This is a genomic window from Pedobacter sp. HMWF019, assembly GCF_003061025.1.
GTDB lineage: Bacteria > Bacteroidota > Bacteroidia > Sphingobacteriales > Sphingobacteriaceae > Pedobacter.
Genome location: NZ_QAIL01000367.1, coordinates 1 through 22,649 on the forward strand (window position 1 = coordinate 1; position 22,649 = coordinate 22,649).

Sequence of the window (22,649 nt, forward strand, 5' to 3'; positions counted from 1 at the left end):
GTCTAACTTTACCTGCTCATGAAACACCTTCGTTTTTTAAATAAGTACTTCTATAAATATAAGTGGTGGATTGTTCCGGGTGTTTTCTTTGTCATTATATCAAACATCTTTGGGGTCATTCCGGCACAGGTTATTGGTCATGCCTTCAATCTGATTACCGAAAACATCCAGGTATACAACCTTTTTTCGGGTTTCGAAAGGCAGTCTATTATCTATGATATTTTCAGTTACAGCTTATTTTATTTTGGCGCACTGGTACTTTTCCTGTATCTGATCAGAGGTCTGTTTCTATTCTTTATGCGGCAAACGCTGATCCTCATGTCAAGACATATAGAGTTTGACATGAAGAACGAGATCTATGCCCACTACCAAAAACTAAGTCTGGGTTTTTACCGCCGCAACAATACCGGGGATTTAATGAACAGGGCTACCGAAGATGTAAACCGGGTCAGGATGTATGTAGGGCCCGCCATTATGTACGCGCTCAACACAGCTGTTCAATGTTTGCTGATCATTACTTCTATGTATATGGTCAATGCAGAACTGGCTACTTTTTGTCTGCTTCCTTTGCCAGTACTGGTGGTAACTATTTATTTTGTCAATACACAGATCAATAAAAAGAGTGAACAAATCCAGGAACAACTGTCGAGACTTTCCAGTTTTGTTCAGGAACGCTTCTCGGGTATACGGGTCATCAAGTCTTATGTAAGAGAAAACCATACCAAGGCTATTTTTGCCCAGGAAAGCGAAGGCTATAAACAGAATTCCATGAGCCTGGTCAGGGTACAGGCCTTCTTTTACCCTACAATGCTCCTATTGGTTGGCCTGAGCACGATCCTGACCGTATATATAGGGGGGAAACAGGTGATTAATGGCTCCATCACCGCCGGAAACATCGCAGAGTTTATTGTTTACGTTAATCAGCTGACTTTTCCGGTAACCATGCTGGGTTGGGTAACCACGTTAATCCAGCGTGCAGCGGCCTCTCAGAAAAGAATTAACGAATTTTTGGAACTGCATCCGGACATTGTTTCAGGCAAAGTAGACCCGGCTCATTTTGATGGTAGTATTCGTTTCAATGAAGTCAGTTTCACCTACCCGGATACGGGAATCAAGGCCCTGGAAAAGGTAAGTTTCGAGATAGAAAAAGGTCAGTTTGTAGCCGTTATAGGCCGGACAGGATCGGGTAAATCTACACTTGCCAATCTGATCATGCGCATGTATGATGTAGATTCCGGTGAAATACTGCTCAACGGTCAAAATCTAAAGAACCTGCAATTAGGTCCTTACCGCAATCAGGTAGGTTTTGTTCCGCAGGAGGTATTCCTTTTTTCTGATACGATTAAAAACAATATTGCATTTGGTCTGGACCAGGTAACCGATGAGGAAGTGGAAAATGCGGCAAAAAGTGCGGCAGTATACCACAATATAGTTGACTTTGATCTGAAATTTGAAACCATGCTTGGTGAAAGGGGGATTACCCTTTCCGGTGGACAAAAACAACGGGTATCCATTGCACGTGCACTGATCAAAGAACCTAAAATTTTGATCTTTGACGATTGCCTTTCTGCGGTAGACACCAAAACTGAAGAAGAAATACTTCGTAACCTTGGACGAATAATGAAAGGGAAGACCAGTATTTTAATTGCTCACCGCATTTCTACGATAAAAAATGCAGATAAAATCATTGTAATGGATAAGGGAAAAATCATTGAGCAGGGCACACATGAGTCTTTGCTAGACCTAAATGGAGCCTACAGGGAGATGTATCAGCATCAATTATTGGAAGAAGAAAATAAATCTCTGTAATTCTATTTTGAACTTTAATAATTATTGCTTTATATTTACCCGAACCAAAAACCAAGATCAGTACCAACCATGGGAGAATTTGACAACAAAGAGAGAGAAGAGGTTTTTTCTAAGAAAGTAAGGGCAGGTAAGAGAACTTATTTTTTCGATGTAAAAGCGACACGTTCAGGTGATTATTACTTAACCTTAACCGAAAGTAAAAAAAGACTAGAGGACGGCGTATTTGTAAAGCATAAGATCTTTTTATACAAAGAGGATTTTGAAAAGTTTGCGGAAGGACTAAATGAAACTGTAGATTGTATCAAAAATCATCAGGAAGTTATAGAAAAACGTTACGAATATTCTGAAAATCAAGAAGGAAATGGTGCCAAGGGCATTGATGATTTTTCTTTCTAAATTATATCATATAAATGAGCCCCTGTAAACCAGGGGCTTTTTTTTGCTCCGGATTTAAAGTATGATGAGAACCATTCTGCTGACATTAGGCCTGGCCTTGCTGAGCTTTACTGTATTTGCACAAACACAGACCAATGACCCTAAACTTGAGCAACGGCTCCAGCAGCTTGTTAAGGGCTTTAATGGGGATGTCGGAATTTACGTCAAGAATCTAAAAACAGGCAGGTCTGCAGGAATTAGTGCAGACAGCATCTTCCCTACGGCCAGTATGGTTAAGCTAGCCATTACAGCTGGTGTATTTAATCAGATTGACAAAGGCCAGCTGGATTACAAAAGTGTGCTGACCTATAAAGACAGCCTGCTGTATGCCGGTGAAGATATTTTAGGCAGTTTCAAAAACGGAGAACAGATTGCGCTTTCGAAAGTACTCATGCTCATGATCACGACCAGTGACAATACGGCAAGTCTTTGGGCACAATCCCTTGCCGGAACGGGAACAGCCATTAATGACCTGATGGCCCAATACGGCTTAACCTATACGCGTGTCAATTCCAGAACTCCCGGCAGACAGGAAAATCAGAAAAAATATGGCTGGGGTCAGACTACACCCAAAGAAATGGCGACCTTACTTACGCTGATCAGGAATGGAAAGTTGATTAATGAAGCGGCGTCAGAACGCATCTACAGAAACCTGATCCGGATCTATTTTGACCAGGAGGCTTTATCTCAAATTCCACCTTATATTCAGGCTGCTTCGAAATCGGGTGCAGTAGATGAAGCCCGCTCTGAAGTGGTGCTGGTTAACGCGCCCCATGGAGATTATGTATTTTGTATCACCACAAAAAATCAGAAAGATACCTCCTGGACTCCTTCCAATGAAGGTTGGGTACTGATCAGAAAGCTGAGCCGGATGCTTTGGCATTATTATGAACCGGCATCCAGCTGGGTACCGGCAGCAGGGATGGATAAATACAACCTGAATTAACGCAATTCTTCCATCCGTTTCATATCCTGGTTCAGTTCGAAGAGTAAATCGTAGAGTAATTTAATGTTCTTGTCTTCTGTGGGAGTTCCACAGCCATCAATAACATCCAGAAATCCTGTATAGAAATCATCAAATAATTCGTCTGGTAAATCGATCCGTCCAAGATCCAGCTGACAGCAGGTATGATAAATCATATGCATTAATGAAAAATACAGATGGCAGGTTTCCTCCATCAACTCTTTATAGGATTGGCCCAAAGGCTGGTCTACATAAAAATGATAGTTATTGGATGCATGCTGATTAAACTCTTCATTCGTCATGACTTCAAATTCATCCAGCGAATTGATCATCAGATAGGTCTTAATACAATTAAAAACCTTGTCCGAAGACTGTAGCAACAATTGAACAGCCGGATCCTTTACACCCTCCAGGACTTCATAGTCATTCTCGTACATAGAAGCTGCGTCCACCAGACCTTTTAAATCGGACAGGTCCTTTTCAAAAGCCAGCAGATAGCCGTACTTGCAAAACTCACCCAATGTAAAGCTCAGCACGTGAGATACTACGCCCAGCAATACATCTTCCTCATTAGGTTGCTCTTCCTTCATCATTGAATAAAGCTATATACTTTAACTCAAATAACAAAGCCGGACAAAGTCTTTAGAAAGGATTTATCCCTATACGCCTGAAGATACCCTTTGCAGCATGGAAAGCTGCTCCATAATCTTCCTATGCTGTTCCAGCTGACCATATTGTTCTGTCAGTTTCCCAAGTTCCTGCAGTACAGAAAAGCCCAGGCGGGCATCTTCCAGATAAGCTTCCTGAAATTTAGGTTCTAAAGACATCATGTAATGTAGTTCACCGGCTAGGAAATTGGCTGTTTCAGTGGTCAGTTTACCGGCCCGGGCCAAATCTTGCTGCTCATATAGATTTGTGATGGTACCCAGTCTGAGGATACTGTCTCTGATGGAGTAGTTTTTTACCGGAAGTTCGTCAAGGCTTTTGACCATCAGCTGATGGGCTTCTGCTTTCTTTCCTTCGGCCAGCAGATTCCCCGCCAGGGTATTGTGCAGTCTCCAGGTCTGATCCAGTACCCTCCTGCTTTCCGGATCGATATAGGCTGCTTTCTTAAATCCGGAAAACGCCAGTTTGTTCATCACATTACTGTACATCACCGAAGTATTCGTCCGCTCTTCTTTGTCTTTTTTATCGGTTTTAAATGGCAAAAGACGGTAGGCATAGCCTTCCAGATAAAGGTACTTATCCAGCCCCATATACGTATCGTTAGATACAGAACTTTCAAAATACACCGGCCGCTTCCAGTTGTTGTGCACCAGAATGTCAAAGATGGCCAAATCCGGTTTTGTCGCATAGTTCTTTTTAAAATCCCATTCCATCACATCTGTCAGCTTATCACGATCTTCTTTCCTGATGATATTGGATTCCAGCAAAGACCTTTTATTAATCGTGAGTTTTAATTTCCTTGACGGAACAAAATTAGCATAACTACCATCATTCATTTCTACCTGATCTGCCTTCTGATCGGAAGTCATTACGGCAAAAAGATCAGAGAGCTCTACACTGTCTTTCAAACCATAGTCTACATAAGGAAGTACATCCCTCACTCCTGCCTTATACTGATCTTCGTTCATACTAATCGGTAATGGCGCTGACTGGCGAAGTTGTTTTTTCATCTGGGTAATATAGGCCGGATCAGACAAATACTGAATATTAACCACCCTGACATCCGTTCTGAAACCTTCTACTTCCTGGGCATACCATAAGGGGAACGTATCATTATCAGCAGTGGTAAATAAAATGGCATCCTTAGCACAGGAATTCAAATAGTTCTTTGCCCAATCCAAAGCTGTAGTTTTTCCAGAACGGTCATGGTCATCCCAGCCGGCGGTTCCCATCAGGTAAGGAACAACCAAACATAAGCCCACCGCCATGACCAGGCTCCATTTCGGCGCAGCCCATCTGCCCAGCAATTCCTTTATACCCAACACACCAAGACCGATCCAGATGGCAAAGGCATAAAAAGAACCAACATAGGCATAATCTCTTTCTCTTACCTGCAGGGGATCCTGGTTCAGGTACAGAATGATTGCCAGGCCTGTAAAGAAGAATAGCGCGGCAAGGACTATGCTCATAGATTTACTCTTCCTGTACAACCAGATCATGCCGATGACACCCAGCAGGAGCGGCAATCCATAAAACACATTATGACCTTTGTTTTCTATAACAGAAGCTGGTAAATGCGTCTGACTTCCCAGTCTGGCTTTATCCAACGCTTTGATTCCGGTGATCCAGTTGCCATTCTGTATTTCACCCTGGCTTTGTACATCATTCTGTTTCCCGGCAAAATTCCATAAGAAGTAGCGCCAGTACATAAAACCAACCTGATAGCTGGAGAAAAAGCTTAAATTTTGTAAGAAGGAAGGATGTTCGTTTTCCCCCATATTGAGCCACTGACGATAAAATTGTATATGGTCTGCCCTACTGCTGTACATCCGGGGAAACAGTTGATTCTTGTCATAAGTGGTTTTATAATTATTGCCAGATACTTCGTATTTCGCAGGCCCCCTTCTGTAGGTTTTTCCGTTAATGGTATTATCGGTGACTTTAGCATCAAAGGTTTGTCCATAGACCAATGGCGTTTCACCATAACTGGTACGGCCAAGGTAATCGTATAAGCCAAAGGCATTGTCTGGATTGCTCAGGTTCAAACTGGTCTTGGCATTGGCCCTGATGATGATCAGAAAGTAAGAGCTGTAACCAATTAACAGGCAGGTCAGACAAATCAGGCTCAGATTTAACTGGTACTTTTTGGTTTTTATAGTATACAGAATTCCGGCAATGAGTGCTGCTGCAACCAGCAGCAGAAAGAATAAAGCACCCGCACCAAAAGCTGTACCCAACTGGTTGACAAAGAACAGATCAAATTTTGCAGCCAGCAATACCAGATACTGGATCAAAAAGAACTGAACAATACCCACCAGCACACATCCGATTGCAAAAGCTTTCAGCACCCCTTTCCAATTTGGCCTGGCAGTCTTTTTAAAATAATAGATCAGTACAACAGCCGGTATGGTTAGCAAACTGAGCAAATGTACACCAATAGATAGGCCGATCATAAAAGCAATAAAGACCAGCCAGCGGTCATCGAGTTCTCTTTCCCATTTCAGAATGGCCCAGAAAGTAATGGCCGTGAACAGGATCGATAAAGCATAAACTTCCGACTCTACTGCAGAAAACCAAAAGGTATCTGAAAAAGTATAAGCCAGGGCCCCAATAGCTCCTGCAGCCAGAATAGTCCACATTTCCGTCCTGCTTTGTTTCTTTACAAAAACTTTTGAGGCCAGGGCTGTAATGGTCCAGAATAAAAACATGATGGTTGCGGCACTGGCCACTACGGAAAGAAAATTCGTCCAGTAGGCAATTCTTCCGGTATGTCCGAGTGCCAGTATAGAGAACATTTTACCAATCATCAAAAACAAAGGTGCTCCTGGCTGATGCCCTACCTGAAGCTTATTGGAGGCAGAAAGAAATTCTCCACAGTCCCAGAAGCTGACGGTGGGTTCCATGGTTAACCAGTAAACAGTTAAGGCAATAGCGAATAGAACAAATCCGAGGAGATTATTGATGCGTTGGTAATGTTTCATGAGCTCTAATTTTAATTTGGCAGTTTATCAAAATTAGCTATATCACTGTGTATGAGTTGTTAATTAGTGTTAAAGAATGTTAAAATACTACAGGTTCAGCCAAGCCTTAAAGGCCTCTGCACGCTCTTCTGTAACCAATACCTGTGGATTGTGTTCTGGCTCGGGATCCAGGACCACCCTGACCCGGTTTCTGGAAACCTTATACATTTCTTTAATCGAATCGATATGAATGATGAATTTCCGGTTGATCCGAAAAAAATCGGCGGTAGACAATTGCGGTTCCAGGCTGGTGATCGTTTCTTCAATAATATAACTTTGCTGATCGCGGGTAACCAGGAACAGGTACTTATCATCAGCCATAAAATAGGCGATTTCATGGGCTTGGACAGCTTTAAGCCGGGTTCCCATCTTGACCATAAAGCGTGTTCTGGGATAAACCACTGCCGGAACTGAACCTTGTTGCTGCAGGCCCTGTACCTTTTTGATGGCCTGAACAACATCTTCCTGATCAAAGGGCTTAAGCAGGTAATCTACGCCCTGGTGTTTAAAGGCTTTTAAAGTATATTGGTCGTAAGCGGTTGTGAATACAACCGGACTTTGGATCTGTACTTGTTGAAAGATCTGAAAACTTTCTCCATCTCCCAAATGAATATCCATAAAGATCAGGTCTGCCCGATGTTGTTTGAACCATTGAACAGCGCCTGCAACGGTTTCGAGGATAGCCAATACTTCTATTCCCGGATCGAATTCAAGCAGCATGCTCTTCAGCTCCTGAGCTGCCAGTTCTTCATCTTCTATAATCAGTACAGTCATGGTTGTTTCGAAATACCAGTTGTAAATTTACAAAAAAACTCCGGTCTCAAAAGAAACCGGAGCCAACAGATTATTCACCTAACCTAATATATCTATTGTTGTAAGTTTGGATTATTAGCCAAAGCGCTCTTTGGAAACCTTAACGTATATCTCGGATCATTTTTTTCCAGGGTATATTCTACACCGCTTACGGTATGTTTAAGTTCGGGTTGCCCGTAACGTTTTAAGTCATACCATCTGTGGCCTTCTAAAGCCAGTTCGCGTTCACGTTCTGCATAAACTTCTTTCAGCAAATCAGCGGAAGAGAGTGCTGATATGCGGTTTTTCTCTGTCTGGAAATAGGCCGCTTTTAAGCGCTTGGCTTTTAAGGCCAGTAATTGTTGCAGCGCAAGGTCTTTGTTACCCGTTTGTAATGCTGCCTCTGCCGCAATCAGGTACATCTCTCCATTCCTGAAGGTAATTTTCAAGGCATTTGAGTTTCCTTTTTGAGAAACGTAATGACCACCTGATTTACCAAAGTAAGCTGAAAAACGTAAATCATTGGTTTGATCGTAAATTCCCATCAAGTGAACTGAAATTATACCAATATTAGAGGTTCTTGCATCCATCACATCTTCCAGTGACATAATGTTTTCTTTAGACTGGTAGTTATTTGGAAGTACGCTTCCGCTGGCACTCAGGTCTTCAAGTGCATTGTTAGCCTGCAGAACATTTTGTGCTGCCAATAAGGCTTTGTCCCACTCTCCTCTGAATTCATAGATTCTGGCCGCAAGCGCCTGGGCAGCTCTTTTACTGAAGCGATAGTTCTTTCCTGTTTCCCATTTGTCTACGTTCAGCAATTGCTGACCTGCAGTTAAGTCTGAAAAAATCTGTGTATAAACAGCTTCTACACTTGCCTGCGGAAATTTCTGTTCCAGATCGATGCTCGTTGCAATGGGAACACCCTTATCAGTGCCCGCGGTTGCTTTATTATAGGTTTTAGCATACATATTGAGCAGTTCAAAATGCGCATATGCTCTCAAAAGGTAAGCTTCTCCCTTTAACTGTGCGGTCTCAGCAGAAATACCTGCCTTGGCTTCTACATCCTGGATCACTTCATTTGCATAAAAGATGGTTTTATAAAAATCCATGTAGGGCAACGGGGCTGTAAGCCCATCTGGATTTGCATCCTTCCAGCTGTAAATGTCTTTCAATGTTGGAAAATCCTGGCTGTCTTCATCCAACAAAAATTCATCTGTGCGCACAGCCAGTAAAGCTTTATGCCTTGGAAAAGTAGAGTAACCAGAGGTTAAAAGCGCCCTAAAATCTGCGGCAGTTGTAGGGATAACTTTTCCTACGGGAGTGATGTCTAAATATTTTTTGCAGCTGGTGATGCTCAATGACAGAGCAACTATGCTGAGTATGATTAATTTCTTCATCTGATCTAAATTAAAAAGTTGCGTTTAAACCAATAGATATGCTTTTTGTAATCGGCTGGGCATAGATATTGCCGTAAGTTTCAGGATCGAAATATCCTTTATAATCGGATCCGAGTACCAGCAGGTTCCGGCCTTCTACACTAATGCGCAAGCTGTTTGCTTTAATTTTACCTGAAATTTTTGAAGGCAGGGTATAACCTAAGCGCATGCTGTTGATCCTTATATAACTCATTTTCTTGGCCCATATGTCCAGACTATTGAAAGAGTTGACCTGGTCACCCCCGTTTAGCCAGCTGTATGCCATCCATCTGCTGCCGTCACCGGTGTCACTGCCTATAATTGCCGGCAAGCGAGATCCCGTATTGGTGGGACTCCATGCATTTAACACGTCACGGCTGTAGTTCTGTCCACGGTCTAAAGCTGCAGGATTGTAAGTAGGATTGGCCAGTACCATTTGATCTATATTAAAAATCGCTGATATCGAAAGATCAAAATTCCGGTAGCGGAAACGGTTTACAAGACCTCCTGTATATTTAGGATCCCTATCGCCGGCATAACTAAACAGATTTTGGTACTCCTTATTACTCAAATTACTTTGTGTAAGTTGTCCTGGAAAAAAGTCGGCATATGGGTCGAACAGTTTATAGAAATTCTCTAAAGAAACTGTTTTTCCGTTCTGAACAAACTGAGGTATTCCATTTGCATCCAAACCGTTTGTTTTAATGACAAACAGGGCATTTAAGGGATAACCTTCTTTTGAAGGCGCAAACGACTGCAGGCTTACTTTTTCGCGTACAACCTTGCTTTTGTTGTGGGCAATATTAAAGTCTGTAGACCAGTTGAAATTTTTGGTACTGATGTTCCGTGTGGAAATGCTCAGCTCCAAACCTCTGTTGTTTACCTGGGCCCAGTTGCTGTTGGTATTATCAAAACCATTCTCCAAAGATAATTCCTGGATACCAATCAGGTCTTTGCTGGCACGGTTATAATATTCGAATGTAAATTGGACTGCATTATTAAATATACCCAAATCCACAGCAGCATTAAAAGTTGCGGTTTTTTCCCAGCGTAGTTTCTGGTTCGGCGGATTGGTTACATTAATTGTTGTTTCGTTTCCACCTGGCAAAATATTCGTGTTATCATACACCCCTACAATTTCCGGAGAGGTATTTTTATCAATATTTCCCTGGATACCATAAGATGACCTGAAACGCAGATTGGAAATCCACTTGATGTCTTTTACAAACTCTTCTTCTCTGGCATTCCATGCGCCCGATACGGAATAGATGGGTAGATATCTGTATTTAGGGTCTACACCAAAAAGGTCAGATCCATCATAACGGATACTTCCATACACCGTATATTTTCTGTCATAAGTATAAGAAAGCGTGCCATAAAAAGAGGCATAAGCATTCTCAAGCCACGTTTTCTGATAGTTTCTAAAAGGATTTGAATCACCGGTCGCAAAACCAGAGTTCGGGTATACGATATCCTGGGTGGTAAGCGTTCTGTCGTTATAACCAAATCCCCGGGTCATGATCATCTGGTTTTTAGTGCGGCGAAATTCTGCACCAGCCAAAGCCTCTATTTCATGCTTTTCGTTGATCACTTTATTGAACTCAAAGATGTTTTTCCAGTTGTACTGGAAGAATGAAGTATTCTGGTTTTGGATCACACCTCCAGCAGGAAGGAAATATTCATATTTCTTGGTGGCAGAATTGTAAAACCTTGACTTTTCACGGTATTTACGCACATAGTAAGTATCTGCACTACCATATTTTTCCGAACCATTTTCTTCAAACTGCAGTCCTATTTCAGAACGGAAGTTCAATTCTTTCAGAATCTTATAATTGACATCAAAAATACCTTTAAAACTCTTGTTGTTTAATTTATACCGGGTATTTTCGCGCTCTTCCAGAATATTGAAAGGCACAAATACATCGCCACTTAAATTTGCCGTACCCTGGATATCCGGGTCATAGATATAAGCGCCATTTGCATCTCTTGGTGTTAAATAAGGATTTACATTTCTAACATATCTTGATGGACTTGTAAACGAGTCTGATTCTGTCAGATAGTTATTCTGATTGGTCACCGAACCGAATAAAGAGGCGCCGAATTTCAATTTTGGCGAAACGATAAAGTCTGTTTTTAAAGTAGTATTGTATCTTTTCAGGCCTGTTCCTATAGTTGAACCTTTCTCATTATAGTAGCCGCCTGAAAAATAATAGCTGGCCTGATCCGTTCCTCCTGAAAGCCCCAGCGTATACTGCTGGTTAGCTGCTGCCTGGTATAATTCCTTTCCCCAATCCGTATTGATGTTGCGCAAAGCATTGATTTGTTGTTGAGTGGAAGGATTAAGGGCAGAAAAGCCACCATTTCTATACGCATTCAGTTCTCCTGATTTATTCAGAATTCTGGATACCGCACCCAGATTATCCCTGTAGGTCAAATCTGACCTGGAAGCCAGTCCAAGTTCAAAATCTACCTTTTCGGTAGCATTCATTAAATTCAGTTTACTAAAATCAGGTCTCTGATCAATAAATGTATTCGCACTGAAGTTAATTGCCATTGGGCCTTTCTTACCTTTTTTAGTGGTGATCACAATGACCCCATTGGCTGCCCTTGCGCCATAGATAGCTGTAGCTGCAGCATCTTTCAAAATGGTGATATCTGCAATATCATCTGGATTTAAGCCTGAAATTGGCAAATTGCGCAACTGATCGATATTTTCTTTATCCTGGATTTTCTTTGGTAAATCTGTACCCTCCAAAGGCAAACCATCCAAAACCCACAAAGGATCTTGTGTTCCGTTCAATGAAACCGTTCCGCGGATACGGATCTTAGGTGCTGAAGAAGGGCCGCCACTTAAATTGGTCACCGATACCCCGGCTACTTGTCCCTGCAGCATCTGATCAATACCAGAGACACCACTTTGACGGATGTTGTCATAGTCTAACTTGGCTACTGAGGTTGTGTTCTTACGTTTTGCAATGTCTGTATAACCATTCACGATCACCTCGTTCAGTACGTTATTGTCATTGGTCAAAGAAACTGTAATATTGGTTTTATTCTTGATGTTGACCATAGCTGAATTGTAGCCCAGGTAGCTCACCTTCAAATAAGTAGTTCCTGCAGGAACCTTCAAAGTAAAATGTCCATCGGTATTGGTCACTGCGCCAATCACCGAATTCTGGATCACTCCAGGACTTGACTGTTCACCGATTCCGGATTTGTCCACGAACACCGATGCACCTGGAATAGGTCGGCCGTCTTCCTCTGACAGCACCGTTCCTGTGATGGTGGTCTGTTCCTGGGCAAAGCTTTTAAGGCCAATCGCAAACAGGAAAAACATTAGTAAAAGTTTATTCATTTGTGCAAATTTATTGGTTTATAGTTTATTGATTCAGTTTAATTCATTCTCAGGCTTTGGCGAATCCTTAAAATCAAGTCCAAATAATGGCTTCTGGTCTCCTCATTGCCACTTTTTTTACTTTTCTCAAGCAGATGTAAAATTTTGATCAGCTCTCCTCTTTTAGCCGGTGCAACATCAGATGTACGCACCATAGAACTTACATAGACCATTCTCAGGTCTGCCCCGCTGGTGGTTTTCTCCTCTTTAAAAGCACGCGGTGTCAAGTCGCATAATTCAGGAAGGTTGTTTCTTAAGATAGCTACCGGTTGCAGGGCTTTCTTGTTGACTTTTTCCATTAACTTATCTGTACCAACCAGTAATACATCTACATAATTCTGTTCTACCATACGCTCATCCAGGGATAAGCTTCTTCCTTTAATGGTCGGTTGAAATACCGTTTCGCGGATCTCTTTCAACAATTGAGAAACTGTATACACATTTTTTTCTCCATGTATAGTTTCCATTTCCAACATCCTGAGCAAACGTTCATCGTTCACCAGGCCGTACATCAAACTGTACTGTTGCTCTCGTTTCAGATTGTATGGTCCATATTCAAAAGGACCATAAGGCGTGTCTTTAACCGCAAAGGTGCTGGACAACAATTCCGGATTAAACAACCATTGTGGAAGGCTGAACAACTGCTTTTTTAAAAAGCCCATCGCTTCCTGCTGCGTTGCCTTTGGTACCGGAGTATAAGCTTTTTTACCATCTCCCTCTACTGGATTTTCAAGGTAATAACCACCAATATTGGAAATTACATGGTCTGTATAGGTGTTCCACTGCCAAATGGCGGCCATATATAATTTACCTGCCTGGTAATAGTTGTCTCCAGGTTCTGCAGCCCATGTTCTGATCTGGGGAACCAAACGTTGAAGATTCTTCAAACCGTATTCACCAGCCTTCATCGCATTATCACCAATATCTTCTGATTGGGCTCTTGGGTCTACAATATTCAGACCTTCCTGTTGTTCACCGTAGTGGTACAAAGGATCATGCTGATGTTTGGCTATCCACTGTTTTTGTATTTTCAGGTCTTCGCGTGGATCTGTATTGTCTAGCCAGCGGTAGCCCCAGGCAATAGCATATTTATCATATACACCAATTTGTGGGGTAATATTGGTTACGTGGTCTTCTGGCTGTGCGACATAGTTGAACCTGGCATAGTCCATAATAGAAGGTGCTGTCCCCCCCATTCTGGAGGTATAGGCCGGAGAACGCAGGGAATCTACCGGATAGGCAAATGATGCGCCCATATTGTGTTTTAAGCCTAAGGTATGTCCAATTTCGTGTGAAGACACAAAACGGATGGCATGTCCCATCTGTTCTACGCTAAAATTATTCTTCCTTGCTCCGCTATCTATAATTCCAGTCTGAATCCTCATCCAGTACTGCAGAGATGTCATTACATTGTGCCACCAGATGACATCTGACTCCAGGATCTCTCCTGATCTGGGATCCACTACTGCCGGCCCCATCGCATTGGACTTAGGAGATGCTGCATAGGTTACCACAGAGTAGCGAACATCATCACCGTCGAAATCGGCGGTATCTGTAACCAGTTTAGCCTGGATGGCATTTTTAAAACCTGCGGCTTCAAATGCTTTTTGCCAGTCGTGAATACCGTCTATAATATAAGGTCTCCACTGTTTAGGTGTGGAAGGATCTATATAAAATACAATTGGTTTTTCTGGCTCCACCAGTTCGCCTTTCAAATAACGCGCCCGGTCTTCTGGCCTAGGTTCCAGTTTCCATTTGGTGATCAGTTCCCTGGTCTCCATTTTTTGCTGGCTGTCTGAAAAATACCATCTTGGCGTACTGAAAAAACCAACCCGGTTATCTGCAAAACGGGGTTTCATTGGCTTTTCAGGCAGCAGTAATAAATTCGTAGTTACAGCCATGCTGACCGCTATGGTACTCTGGCCCTCTGTTACAGAAGTACTTAACAAGGAACGCACAACAATATTCTGAGGAAAATTTTTGATGTGCTCTATAGCAGACAAAGCCGTTTTAGGACTGGTACCAAAATTCAGATTATTAAATACATCATTAAAGCTCTTCTCTGTTCCGTCAAATACCTTATTTACTTTGATCACTACGGCAGAAGAATCTGGAGTGTAGGCTTCAATCTTAAAGTTTTCAATGACTGAGCCTATAAAATTGTCTTTTACAGATTGGGTAATCGCATCACCTTCCGGGGATTCTACCTGCGGCACAATGGTTTTTACCCATACCGTCTTGGCCAGTTTATTTTGATAAAAACGAATCACCTTATTTTCGTAATTCATTCCTTTGTTTACTCCCGCCTCATTAACGGCCAAGGGCACTGACGAAATTTTGTTCACCAGCAAAAAGTCTTTTCCCATCATTTTCAATGGGATCTCAAAATAATAGTCTGTTTCTACCTGATGTACTTTAAAAATACCATCGGTGGTCTTTGCTTTTTTAAGTAAAGTCTTATAATCTTTTAGATTTCCTTTTTTAACGGTGTCCTGATCTACCTTCTTTTTTAAGGAATCTGCAGGTTGTGTTTTCTTTAGATCTATTTTCTGGGTTTTCTTTTTCTGCTGTGCTTGTCCGGGAACCGAAAACAAAAGGGCTACCGTAAGTGTTGTACTTAGTAGTAAAGGTCTTATCATTCTTTAGTCTCTGCTTAATTACCCTTTAAAAATGACCTATATTTTATAGATTATAAAAGCAACAGGAGTGAATCAGTGAGATTTAGCAGTGAAACCGCGAATAGCCGGAGTGAATAAATTGTGTCCGGCAGGTTAATTTTCTATGAAGATTAAAGAAAAGGGAAATAACATCTGTATTCTGTACTATAAATACCATGTCGTAGAAGCGGGCCTCCAAAATGCTGATAGGTACTGAGTAAATAGGAAATTCCTTGTTTGCCGGAATCGTCTACATGACTTCTGGGTTGATAATTGTTGACGACAACAATCTCTTCTCCTTCGCTTTTGATTTTGATTTCCAGCGGGTTTTGTTTAGACACAACATTGTGTTTCACTGCATTTTCCAGGGCAATCTGCAAGCTCATAAAGGGCAGATTTTTCTTCATGTGTTCCTCTTTAACGTCAATTTCCAGAGGAAGCATTGCCTCGCCAAACCGAATGTTCAATAAAAACCAGTACTGGCTGGCAAAGTTCAGCTCTTCCTTCACACTCGCCTGCCCATTTGGATAACTATCCAACAGGTAACGGTATACCTTGGATAAACGTACAATAAACTCCCGGGCCAGTTTTGGGTCGCGGTCAATCAGGGCATTGAGTGAGCCCATGGAATTGAAGAGGAAATGTGGATTGACCTTATCTTTTAAAACCTTCAGCTGCAAGAGGGCATTTTCCTTTTCCTGCTTTTCTGTTACCATCTGAAGTTCCTGACGCTCGAGCAACAGGGTTTTTCTATTGGCTTCCGCTTGTTCCCGGCCTATAAATTCATTCTGCCACTTTTTCTGAAGATAGGCCACAACGCCAACAATGATCAGTACAGAAAGGATACCCATTCCGATCACATTTCTTTCAATATCATTGACTTCATCATCTACAACAAAAACCGGGGTATCGATAGCCATGATCCAGTTCATAGGGCCAATTTTGAGCGGAGAATAAGACCTGATCACCGGAACGGCAAGATAATTGGAAAAGATGGTTTCTTTAATGGTTGCACTATCACCTAATACTTTTTCGGCCAGACTTGTTTTTTTAGGATCCAGGAGACGCTGACCAATAAACTTAATTTCGGGGTGTGAAATACAGTATCCTTCTTCATTAAATATAATGGCGTAGGCTTTACTCTTGTCATTCACATTCCATAAATAGTTCTGAAATTTTTTCAGGTTAATGTCCAGTCCGATCACCACCAGGCTGGAATCTTTGATCCGGCAGGCAGAAGCCACCATCCAATGCAGCGAATCGCTTACACTGAACAGTGAACCGGCAGACTGCGGTGTTTGTTTTTGAAGAGAAAATGTTTTTTTAACCCAATTCGCTACATAAGCCTTTGTTGTTGCTTTTTCCTCCTTACTTCCTCTTCCAAAGGTATGAAACGATGTATCCTTTTTAGTCAATACAACCGACCAGGCATGGCTTACTGCTGCATCATTCATGATCACAGAATAGATTGTACCAGAGTTTTTCAGAAAGTCATTCCCATCTTTTAAACTGGTTGTTATTCTTGTCCCGGCGGATAGCCCGCTGATCAGTTTGTTAAATTCATAATTCACATTCGTTGCCTTTTGCTCATAGGCATACCCTGCAATACTCTTGCTGATCTGATCAATACGAGGTTTGATCCTGCTGTTCATAAACAAGGCTATTGCAGAAAGGCACAGAAACACAACGATTCCTAAAATGATCAGGTGTTTCCGGTTTTTTGGAATAGAATTCATCCTCAAAGGTAATTATATTCCAAGATGCTGCCTATATTTCTTAGCGTTTGCCTGCAGTGGCTCCCACATCCTTAGCGTTCAGTACTGTAACAGGAATCATTGGACTTAGGCCAGGGAAACGGGCCGCAAACTGATCTGTAAGGCCTTTTGCATTTTTAAAGTTATAGATTCCATTGCTGGTCCGCACCAGCTCAGGATCTTTATCTACATAGCCGCTTGCAGGCATATCTCCTGCGCTTCGGACTTTAAAGATCGTATTCCCTTCCCATTTTGCGCCAGTAAGTGGTCCGGCAATCACGGCGGCCTGGCCTCCTCCCTGGATCACATTACAGGCTACAGTAACCAAGGTTGCGCCCATTCCATCTTTTCGATTGGGCAGTATGATGTTCTCCGGATTCGCAATCAGCGTATTAAAAGCGATCAAGATCCGGTCTGGCCGATCGTGAACGGTCAATTTACTGCCATCGGCTACTTCTCCATCTCCGTTTCCAATGGTAATTGCAGGTTTACAGTCTTCAAAATAATTGCCATAAATGGTTTGATCATCGCCAAATATCCGAAGCCCCGGAGTACGGGTAAAATAATTGCCATATACCGCGTTCTTGTTGCCATGACGTAGGGTAAACTGGGCCGGACAATCTCTAATGGTATTGTATCGCAATACCAAACCCGAGGCTTTAACTGAAATCAGTTCATTTTCTCCGGCACACCTTTCAAATACATTATATTCTACAATACTGTTGCTGGTCGACATACTGAAACCACTCAAACCAAATTGAAGCGCCTCTGCCCCATTACCGGTTTGCTGCGAAAAATTATTAAAATAGTTGTGATGAATATGGAGGCGCTGGGCAATTTGACTATCGTGACCTCTTACCGCAATAAAACGTCCCATGCTGGCCTTGTTCTGGAAGGTATTATAATCTACTTCCTGGTCGTTTCCTGCTAGTGTGAGGTCTTCTCCGTTACCTGCATTTTCAAAAATATTGTGGGTCCAGCGGCAAAAACTTGTTCCTGTTCCCGATTTGGCTTTTGAAGCCTGATGTGTAAATTTAAAGCCGCTAATGGTGACATACGTTGCCGGATCCAGCAAGCTAAAACCTCCCCTGCCTGATATTTCAACGGCTCCTGTATGTTCTGCAGCAATGAGTACGGGTTGTTTTTCGGTACCTCGTGCCCTGATCAGAATATCAGTTTCAGTTATATATTGTCCATCTTTTACCCGGATCTCCGTTCCTGGTTTTACCTTGTCTATAGCATTTTGCAATTCAGCAACAGAAGAAACGAGGATGGTTTCTGCAAAAACAACTGATGTTAAGGTTAAAGCCAGCAAAGTAAATACTACCCGTTTGCAGCATCGAAGGAGGATCAATCTTTTCATTTATTTTATATTTGGTTCTGCCAAATTACAGCTTTGTGCTCCACATGCATTCTTGTCGATCAGCAATTCATTAAGATTTATTAGCATCAAAAGGGATTATTTTTATCTTTACTTGCATGGAAGAAACGAAACCTCTGCTGATCCTGACCGCCATTGAACAAAGGATTCTCGGTGTACTGATTGAAAAAAGTAAAACCACTCCGGATTATTATCCGATGACCATCAATTCCATCACTATTGCCTGCAACCAGAAAACATCCAGAAATCCGGTTGTGAATTACGATGAAGAAACCGTTACACTAACCCTCAATGCTTTAAAAATAAAAGGTCTGGTTGGCACAGCTACCGGAGCCGGAAGCCGGAGTATTAAGTACAAACATAACCTGGCCATCGTTTATCCGCTATTGCCTGCAGAATTGACTATACTCTGCCTGCTCTTACTCAGAGGACCTTTAACTCCGGGAGAGATCAATACGAATTCTGGAAGAATGTATGAGTTTGAAACGATAGAAGAAATACAGGAAATCCTTCAAAAACTTTCGGCTGACGAACCTGCCTATGTTAAACAGTTGTCTAAAAGGCCTGGACAAAAGGAAGCCCGATACATGCAGTTGTTTGGCGGTGAAACTGAAGCTGAGCCTCAGGAAACAGAAAACCTGCCAACCGAAGCAGAGCATAAAAGTTATGAGGAACTGGAAGAACGGGTAGCTAAACTGGAACAGGAACTGGAAGAATTGAAAGAACTGGTTAATCTGCTGATGGATAAATAGACTATTCTCCTTTGTCTTCTTTAGGCTCCTGAACGGCCGGTTGATCGGGGTAATGAATATAAACATCAGACTGAGGGAAGGGAAGTGAAATGCCTTCCCTGTAAAACACCTCATATACATCACTCAGTACCTGACTCTTCAGATTTACCCAGTTACTGATGTCTTCTACCCAGAACAAAATTCTAAAATCTACAGAACTGGAGTTGAGGTAGTGGATCAGTACCATAGGTTTAGGGTCCTGCATGATGTCTTCCCGGTTGTCAATGATCTGATGAAAAAGATCTTTAACCACTTTAAGATCGCTCCCATAGGCCACGCCAATAATGAGCTCCACCCTTCGGTGATTATTGCTCAGGGTCCAGTTTGTGAGGTGCTGGGAAAGCAGGTCCCCATTAGGCACAATAATTTCCGAACCATCTGCAGTGGCAATTTTACTGGCCCTGATTCCCATCTCTTTCACAGTACCAGACTTGGTCCCTATTTCAATTACATCTCCCACCTCCACCGGCTTCTCCACGGCCAGGATGATCCCGGAAACAAGGTTATTCACAATGGTTTGCAGACCAAATCCAATACCCACACTGAGGGCGCCCAAAATGATGGTGATCTTCTCCATTGGGATGCCTGAAGCTGTAATGGCCAGTAAAAAACCTATAGAAAATATAGCGAGTTTGATGAGTAAAATAGAGGAACTCAGTTTGTTTTTCTTGCTTTTGGAGGTGGAATGATAATCTGCAAACTCAAAAAAGTAACTTACTGCTTTACTCACTATTGTAGCTGCCCAGATCACCAATACAAAAACAACAATACTACCATAGGTGAATTCGTTGCCACCAATCTTTCGGGTTTGCGTAAGCAGGTCGGCCGCAAAATCATATAAAGCATCCAGAATATTCAGATTTCCAGCCAGCAGAATGAGCCATAACAAGATGGCGATAACATTCAGCACATTTTTAAAGCGCTGCTGCAGGAGTGCAAAGTCAAAATAGGTGGGCATTCCACTGTTTTCCTTACTGCTTTCTAATTGTAGGAATACGGCTTCCATCAATACGCGGACAAAGATGACCAGACTCATAGCCTGCCATATCCCAAGCACAGAAGCCACAAGGAACATCTTTGCCAGACTAAACCGTCCAATTATATTGCAGAAAATAGAGAACAACTGTACGGCAACAAAAACCTTCACAAATAACACCGATTTTTCGGGATAAGAATTCTTTGAATTCTTTAGGATCTGTAAAAACTGCCAGCCTGCTCCGGCTCCCGCGATACCTAATAAAAAAACGATGATCCTGTCTGTATAGGAAACCAGTAAAAATAAGTTACTCAGGCCTGCAACCAATGTTAAACAAAGAACAATGATCCAGAACCGGAACAACTGTTTGGGCCATGTCTTTCTCACCAGCAAACCTGTTGCTATAATCAATACCAACATAATGATTTCCATAAATACCACCGGCGGATGGTCATACAGAAAAAAAGTGATGAACAAGGAGATGAGAAGAGCAGATAAAAGCGGCTTTTCAGGAATATAATGGGCCTGGTTAAAAATACTGTCTGGCTCAGATTTCAGCAGCCGGATCTTCCGGACAGAGAGTAAAGTCCAGCTATAAAAGGAAATAAAAATCAGCAGTCCAAATATATGTGTACCCCAGTTGGTCAAAAAATAGTAATTCAACAATTGTATACTTGTTTTTACTGTGGTGTCCCAGGCATCACTAAAACTCTTTGTGTAGTCCTTCCCGCTGGATTGCCATAAATAGGGATACTCTTTCGAAAAAGCCCGCATCCCAAAATTTCGCAGTTCAAGATTGATCCTTTCCTTGTAATTGGTCACCTGGATATAATTGGCCACCACCAGGCTTTGCAAAACACCAATCCTTCGCATGTCCTGCTTGTTGAGTGCATCAATCCTGGCCCATTTCAGATTCAGACCTTTCATCTGTTCCCGGTACTCCGCATTCAAAATACTGTCTGTAGGTGCTATTTTAAGAAACTGATCCTGCTTTATTTGGATCAGTCCGTTTTGAATGGTGACAAGTTTATCATTATAACCACTAAGCGTTTTTTGATATAGATTCAGCTTATCTTCCAATCTGGTTAAGATATCTCTCAGGGAATATAAAAACCGAAGGGTATTGGACCGATCTTCAACCTTTGTCCCCTTTTGTATGTATTTAACCGTAAGATCTATATTGGGAAGGTCCTGACTGATCGCAGTGGTGTCAAAACCTTTAGTCAATACCGCATTCATTTGATTAAATGCGTTGGTATAATATTCTACCCGGTCTATAAAGGTATTTAAAGAGGTATCTCCTTTTGCAGTTATACTGGTATCGGCCACTATTTTTTTCTTCTTGCCTGATTGGGCATTAAGCTGGCCTGTAAACAACAGGCAACAAAAAAGGGCCAGAAGCGGAAAAAATATCTTAGGCATTGTTGTTCTTTCTTATGCTCAATATAAGAAATTATACGCGTTTCATTTGCGCAGCAGCCCTGTCAAAAAAACTTTTTTCTTTCAGCTGGCCTTCAACTTCTTCTATCGCCCTCATCAGGTTATTTTCTGTATCGATCATTTCGGCAGTTGCAATCTTCAGCACGTCCCATACGGGCTGCATTTTCCCAACCAATGTTTGTCCTTTATCTGTAAGCTGAAGCAATCTTTTACGTTCATCGATCTTATCCTTTTTAGAGCGGATCAGTTTTTCCTTTTCCAGTTCCTTCAGTAAACTGATGGTGGAGGGATGCGTATAGCCAATCTCATTCGCAATTTCCACCACACTCAATACAGGTTTATGAAACAGGGTATACATTACCGGAAACCATTTAGGTTCGAAGTCAATTCCATGTGCTTTATAGATCTGGAAGCCATCTTTACGGATCTGATCACTCAGCCTCTGTAACCTGGTGGCTATGGCCAGTATCCCGGATTCATCAATTACATTCATAAAAATTTATTTGTTGGCGCCCAAATATAAACGATAAAATACATTATCAGCCATCATTCGGGGAAAGTAATCCGGCAAATCTGTTACTGGTATGCAGACAAAGCCATTTTTCTCATAAAACCGGTGTGCGGCCTTTAAGACGTCAATTGTACCGAGGTAAATAGAAGTAATTTTCTGGGTTTGACATTCTTGAATAAGGCTATCGAGTAAACGTTGCGCAATCCCTAAATCTTTTCCCCGAAATTCCTTTTTCACAAACATTTTTCTGATTACGCCTGTCTGATGTCCAACAGACATTAAGGCAATAGAACCAATCAATTGATCTTCATCGGTCAATGCTCCCCAGAAGTTTCCACCCGGCATTATATAATTGGTCTCAATATCCAGCAAATCAGGCTGCCCCTGAAGAGTTACAGGAACCTGAAATTCAATTTGCTGGATGGGAAGAATGAGGTCCAGGATCTGGTTACAATAGGTATTGTTCAATGATTTTATTTCAAAAAGCTGTTCCATAAATACGGGGTTATACACAAATATATGTAGTAGACTACATATATTGAAATATTACCCTTCACAAAGATTAAAAAGTATAGAAAATCTTTAACATTGGTAAAAAATAACCCGAACAACTAAGGGCTTGCTTTGTTTTATACCTGTTA

General features: G+C 41.9%; 15 protein-coding genes. 4 read left to right on the top strand and 11 right to left on the bottom strand.

Translation table 11 applies throughout. From position 1 onward, the window contains the following. Nucleotides 1-18 precede the first annotated feature (18 nt). The 3 genes from DBR11_RS20105 to DBR11_RS20115 all read left to right on the top strand — a co-directional run bounded on the left by DBR11_RS20105 (nt 19) and on the right by DBR11_RS20115 (nt 3,190). The gene (locus DBR11_RS20105) at nt 19-1,809 is read left to right on the top strand and encodes an ABC transporter ATP-binding protein (protein ID WP_108554411.1); all 1,791 of its coding nucleotides are present in this window, start codon (nt 19-21) and stop codon (nt 1,807-1,809) included. Between the two features lie 69 nt (nt 1,810-1,878). After that, nucleotides 1,879-2,205, top strand: a complete 327-nt coding sequence (locus tag DBR11_RS20110) for a DUF3276 family protein (RefSeq protein ID WP_108554412.1) — start codon at nt 1,879-1,881, stop codon at nt 2,203-2,205. A gap of 61 nt (nt 2,206-2,266) precedes the next feature. Next, a complete protein-coding gene (locus DBR11_RS20115; protein WP_233260841.1) occupies nt 2,267-3,190 on the top strand; it encodes a serine hydrolase in 924 nt (307 codons plus the stop codon). On the opposite strand, the gene DBR11_RS20120 is transcribed toward DBR11_RS20115, so the two are convergent. From DBR11_RS20120 to DBR11_RS20155, 8 genes are all read right to left on the bottom strand, one after another. Further along, nucleotides 3,187-3,801, bottom strand: a complete 615-nt coding sequence (locus DBR11_RS20120; protein WP_146186601.1) for a hypothetical protein — start codon at nt 3,799-3,801, stop codon at nt 3,187-3,189. The genes DBR11_RS20115 and DBR11_RS20120 overlap by 4 nt on opposite strands. 66 nt (nt 3,802-3,867) lie before the next feature. Next, nucleotides 3,868-6,855: a DUF2723 domain-containing protein gene (locus DBR11_RS20125; RefSeq protein ID WP_108554415.1), complete on the bottom strand. Its 2,988-nt coding sequence runs from the start codon at nt 6,853-6,855 to the stop codon at nt 3,868-3,870. An 87-nt stretch (nt 6,856-6,942) separates the two neighbouring features. Next, nucleotides 6,943-7,668 (bottom strand): LytTR family DNA-binding domain-containing protein, encoded by a 726-nt coding sequence (locus DBR11_RS20130; protein ID WP_108554416.1) that lies wholly within the window; start codon nt 7,666-7,668, stop codon nt 6,943-6,945. 92 nt (nt 7,669-7,760) lie between these two features. Then, complete coding sequence (locus DBR11_RS20135) at nt 7,761-9,086, bottom strand: RagB/SusD family nutrient uptake outer membrane protein (protein WP_108554417.1); 1,326 nt, start codon at nt 9,084-9,086, stop codon at nt 7,761-7,763. A 10-nt stretch (nt 9,087-9,096) separates the two neighbouring features. Then, entirely contained in the window at nt 9,097-12,459 is a 3,363-nt protein-coding gene (locus DBR11_RS20140) for a SusC/RagA family TonB-linked outer membrane protein (RefSeq protein ID WP_108554418.1), read from the bottom strand. 38 nt (nt 12,460-12,497) lie between these two features. Continuing rightward, nucleotides 12,498-15,137 (bottom strand): zinc-dependent metalloprotease, encoded by a 2,640-nt coding sequence (locus tag DBR11_RS20145; RefSeq protein WP_108554419.1) that lies wholly within the window; start codon nt 15,135-15,137, stop codon nt 12,498-12,500. Between the two features lie 149 nt (nt 15,138-15,286). Beyond that, nucleotides 15,287-16,891, bottom strand: a complete 1,605-nt coding sequence (locus tag DBR11_RS20150; protein WP_108554420.1) for a histidine kinase — start codon at nt 16,889-16,891, stop codon at nt 15,287-15,289. A gap of 40 nt (nt 16,892-16,931) precedes the next feature. Further along, nucleotides 16,932-18,272, bottom strand: coding sequence for a polysaccharide lyase 6 family protein (locus DBR11_RS20155; protein ID WP_108554421.1), 1,341 nt, complete (start codon nt 18,270-18,272; stop codon nt 16,932-16,934). Nucleotides 18,273-18,388: 116 nt separating this feature from the next. Here DBR11_RS20155 and DBR11_RS20160 point away from each other — a divergent pair, with 116 nt between their 5' ends. Then, nucleotides 18,389-19,042 carry a YceH family protein gene (locus tag DBR11_RS20160; protein WP_108554422.1) on the top strand — a complete coding sequence of 218 codons (654 nt, stop codon included), beginning with the start codon at nt 18,389-18,391 and terminating at the stop codon, nt 19,040-19,042. Nucleotide 19,043: 1 nt separating this feature from the next. Here the strand turns inward: DBR11_RS20160 and DBR11_RS20165 are convergent, their stop codons facing one another. From DBR11_RS20165 to DBR11_RS20175, 3 genes are read right to left on the bottom strand one after another with little or no spacing between them, the layout of a single operon-like run. After that, nucleotides 19,044-21,479, bottom strand: a complete 2,436-nt coding sequence (locus tag DBR11_RS20165) for a mechanosensitive ion channel family protein (RefSeq protein ID WP_108554423.1) — start codon at nt 21,477-21,479, stop codon at nt 19,044-19,046. A gap of 31 nt (nt 21,480-21,510) precedes the next feature. Next, the gene (locus DBR11_RS20170; RefSeq protein ID WP_108554424.1) at nt 21,511-21,990 is read right to left on the bottom strand and encodes a MarR family winged helix-turn-helix transcriptional regulator; all 480 of its coding nucleotides are present in this window, start codon (nt 21,988-21,990) and stop codon (nt 21,511-21,513) included. Between the two features lie 6 nt (nt 21,991-21,996). Beyond that, nucleotides 21,997-22,503 (bottom strand): GNAT family N-acetyltransferase, encoded by a 507-nt coding sequence (locus DBR11_RS20175; protein WP_108554425.1) that lies wholly within the window; start codon nt 22,501-22,503, stop codon nt 21,997-21,999. Nucleotides 22,504-22,649: the final 146 nt, after the last annotated feature.

What these genes read in the sequence shown, in the direction of transcription:
- DBR11_RS20165 (WP_108554423.1), bottom strand. Translation starts at nt 21,479, where the DNA reads ATGCCTAAGATATTTTTTCCGCTTCTGGCCCTTTTTTGTTGCCTGTTG.
- DBR11_RS20175 (WP_108554425.1), bottom strand. Translation starts at nt 22,503, where the DNA reads ATGGAACAGCTTTTTGAAATAAAATCATTGAACAATACCTATTGTAAC.
- DBR11_RS20130 (WP_108554416.1), bottom strand. Translation starts at nt 7,668, where the DNA reads ATGACTGTACTGATTATAGAAGATGAAGAACTGGCAGCTCAGGAGCTG.
- DBR11_RS20150 (WP_108554420.1), bottom strand. Translation starts at nt 16,891, where the DNA reads ATGAATTCTATTCCAAAAAACCGGAAACACCTGATCATTTTAGGAATC.
- DBR11_RS20160 (WP_108554422.1), top strand. Translation starts at nt 18,389, where the DNA reads ATGGAAGAAACGAAACCTCTGCTGATCCTGACCGCCATTGAACAAAGG.
- DBR11_RS20125 (WP_108554415.1), bottom strand. Translation starts at nt 6,855, where the DNA reads ATGAAACATTACCAACGCATCAATAATCTCCTCGGATTTGTTCTATTC.
- DBR11_RS20135 (WP_108554417.1), bottom strand. Translation starts at nt 9,086, where the DNA reads ATGAAGAAATTAATCATACTCAGCATAGTTGCTCTGTCATTGAGCATC.
- DBR11_RS20155 (WP_108554421.1), bottom strand. Translation starts at nt 18,272, where the DNA reads ATGAAAAGATTGATCCTCCTTCGATGCTGCAAACGGGTAGTATTTACT.
- DBR11_RS20140 (WP_108554418.1), bottom strand. Translation starts at nt 12,459, where the DNA reads ATGAATAAACTTTTACTAATGTTTTTCCTGTTTGCGATTGGCCTTAAA.
- DBR11_RS20170 (WP_108554424.1), bottom strand. Translation starts at nt 21,990, where the DNA reads ATGAATGTAATTGATGAATCCGGGATACTGGCCATAGCCACCAGGTTA.
- DBR11_RS20120 (WP_146186601.1), bottom strand. Translation starts at nt 3,801, where the DNA reads ATGATGAAGGAAGAGCAACCTAATGAGGAAGATGTATTGCTGGGCGTA.
- DBR11_RS20110 (WP_108554412.1), top strand. Translation starts at nt 1,879, where the DNA reads ATGGGAGAATTTGACAACAAAGAGAGAGAAGAGGTTTTTTCTAAGAAA.
- DBR11_RS20115 (WP_233260841.1), top strand. Translation starts at nt 2,267, where the DNA reads ATGATGAGAACCATTCTGCTGACATTAGGCCTGGCCTTGCTGAGCTTT.
- DBR11_RS20145 (WP_108554419.1), bottom strand. Translation starts at nt 15,137, where the DNA reads ATGATAAGACCTTTACTACTAAGTACAACACTTACGGTAGCCCTTTTG.
- DBR11_RS20105 (WP_108554411.1), top strand. Translation starts at nt 19, where the DNA reads ATGAAACACCTTCGTTTTTTAAATAAGTACTTCTATAAATATAAGTGG.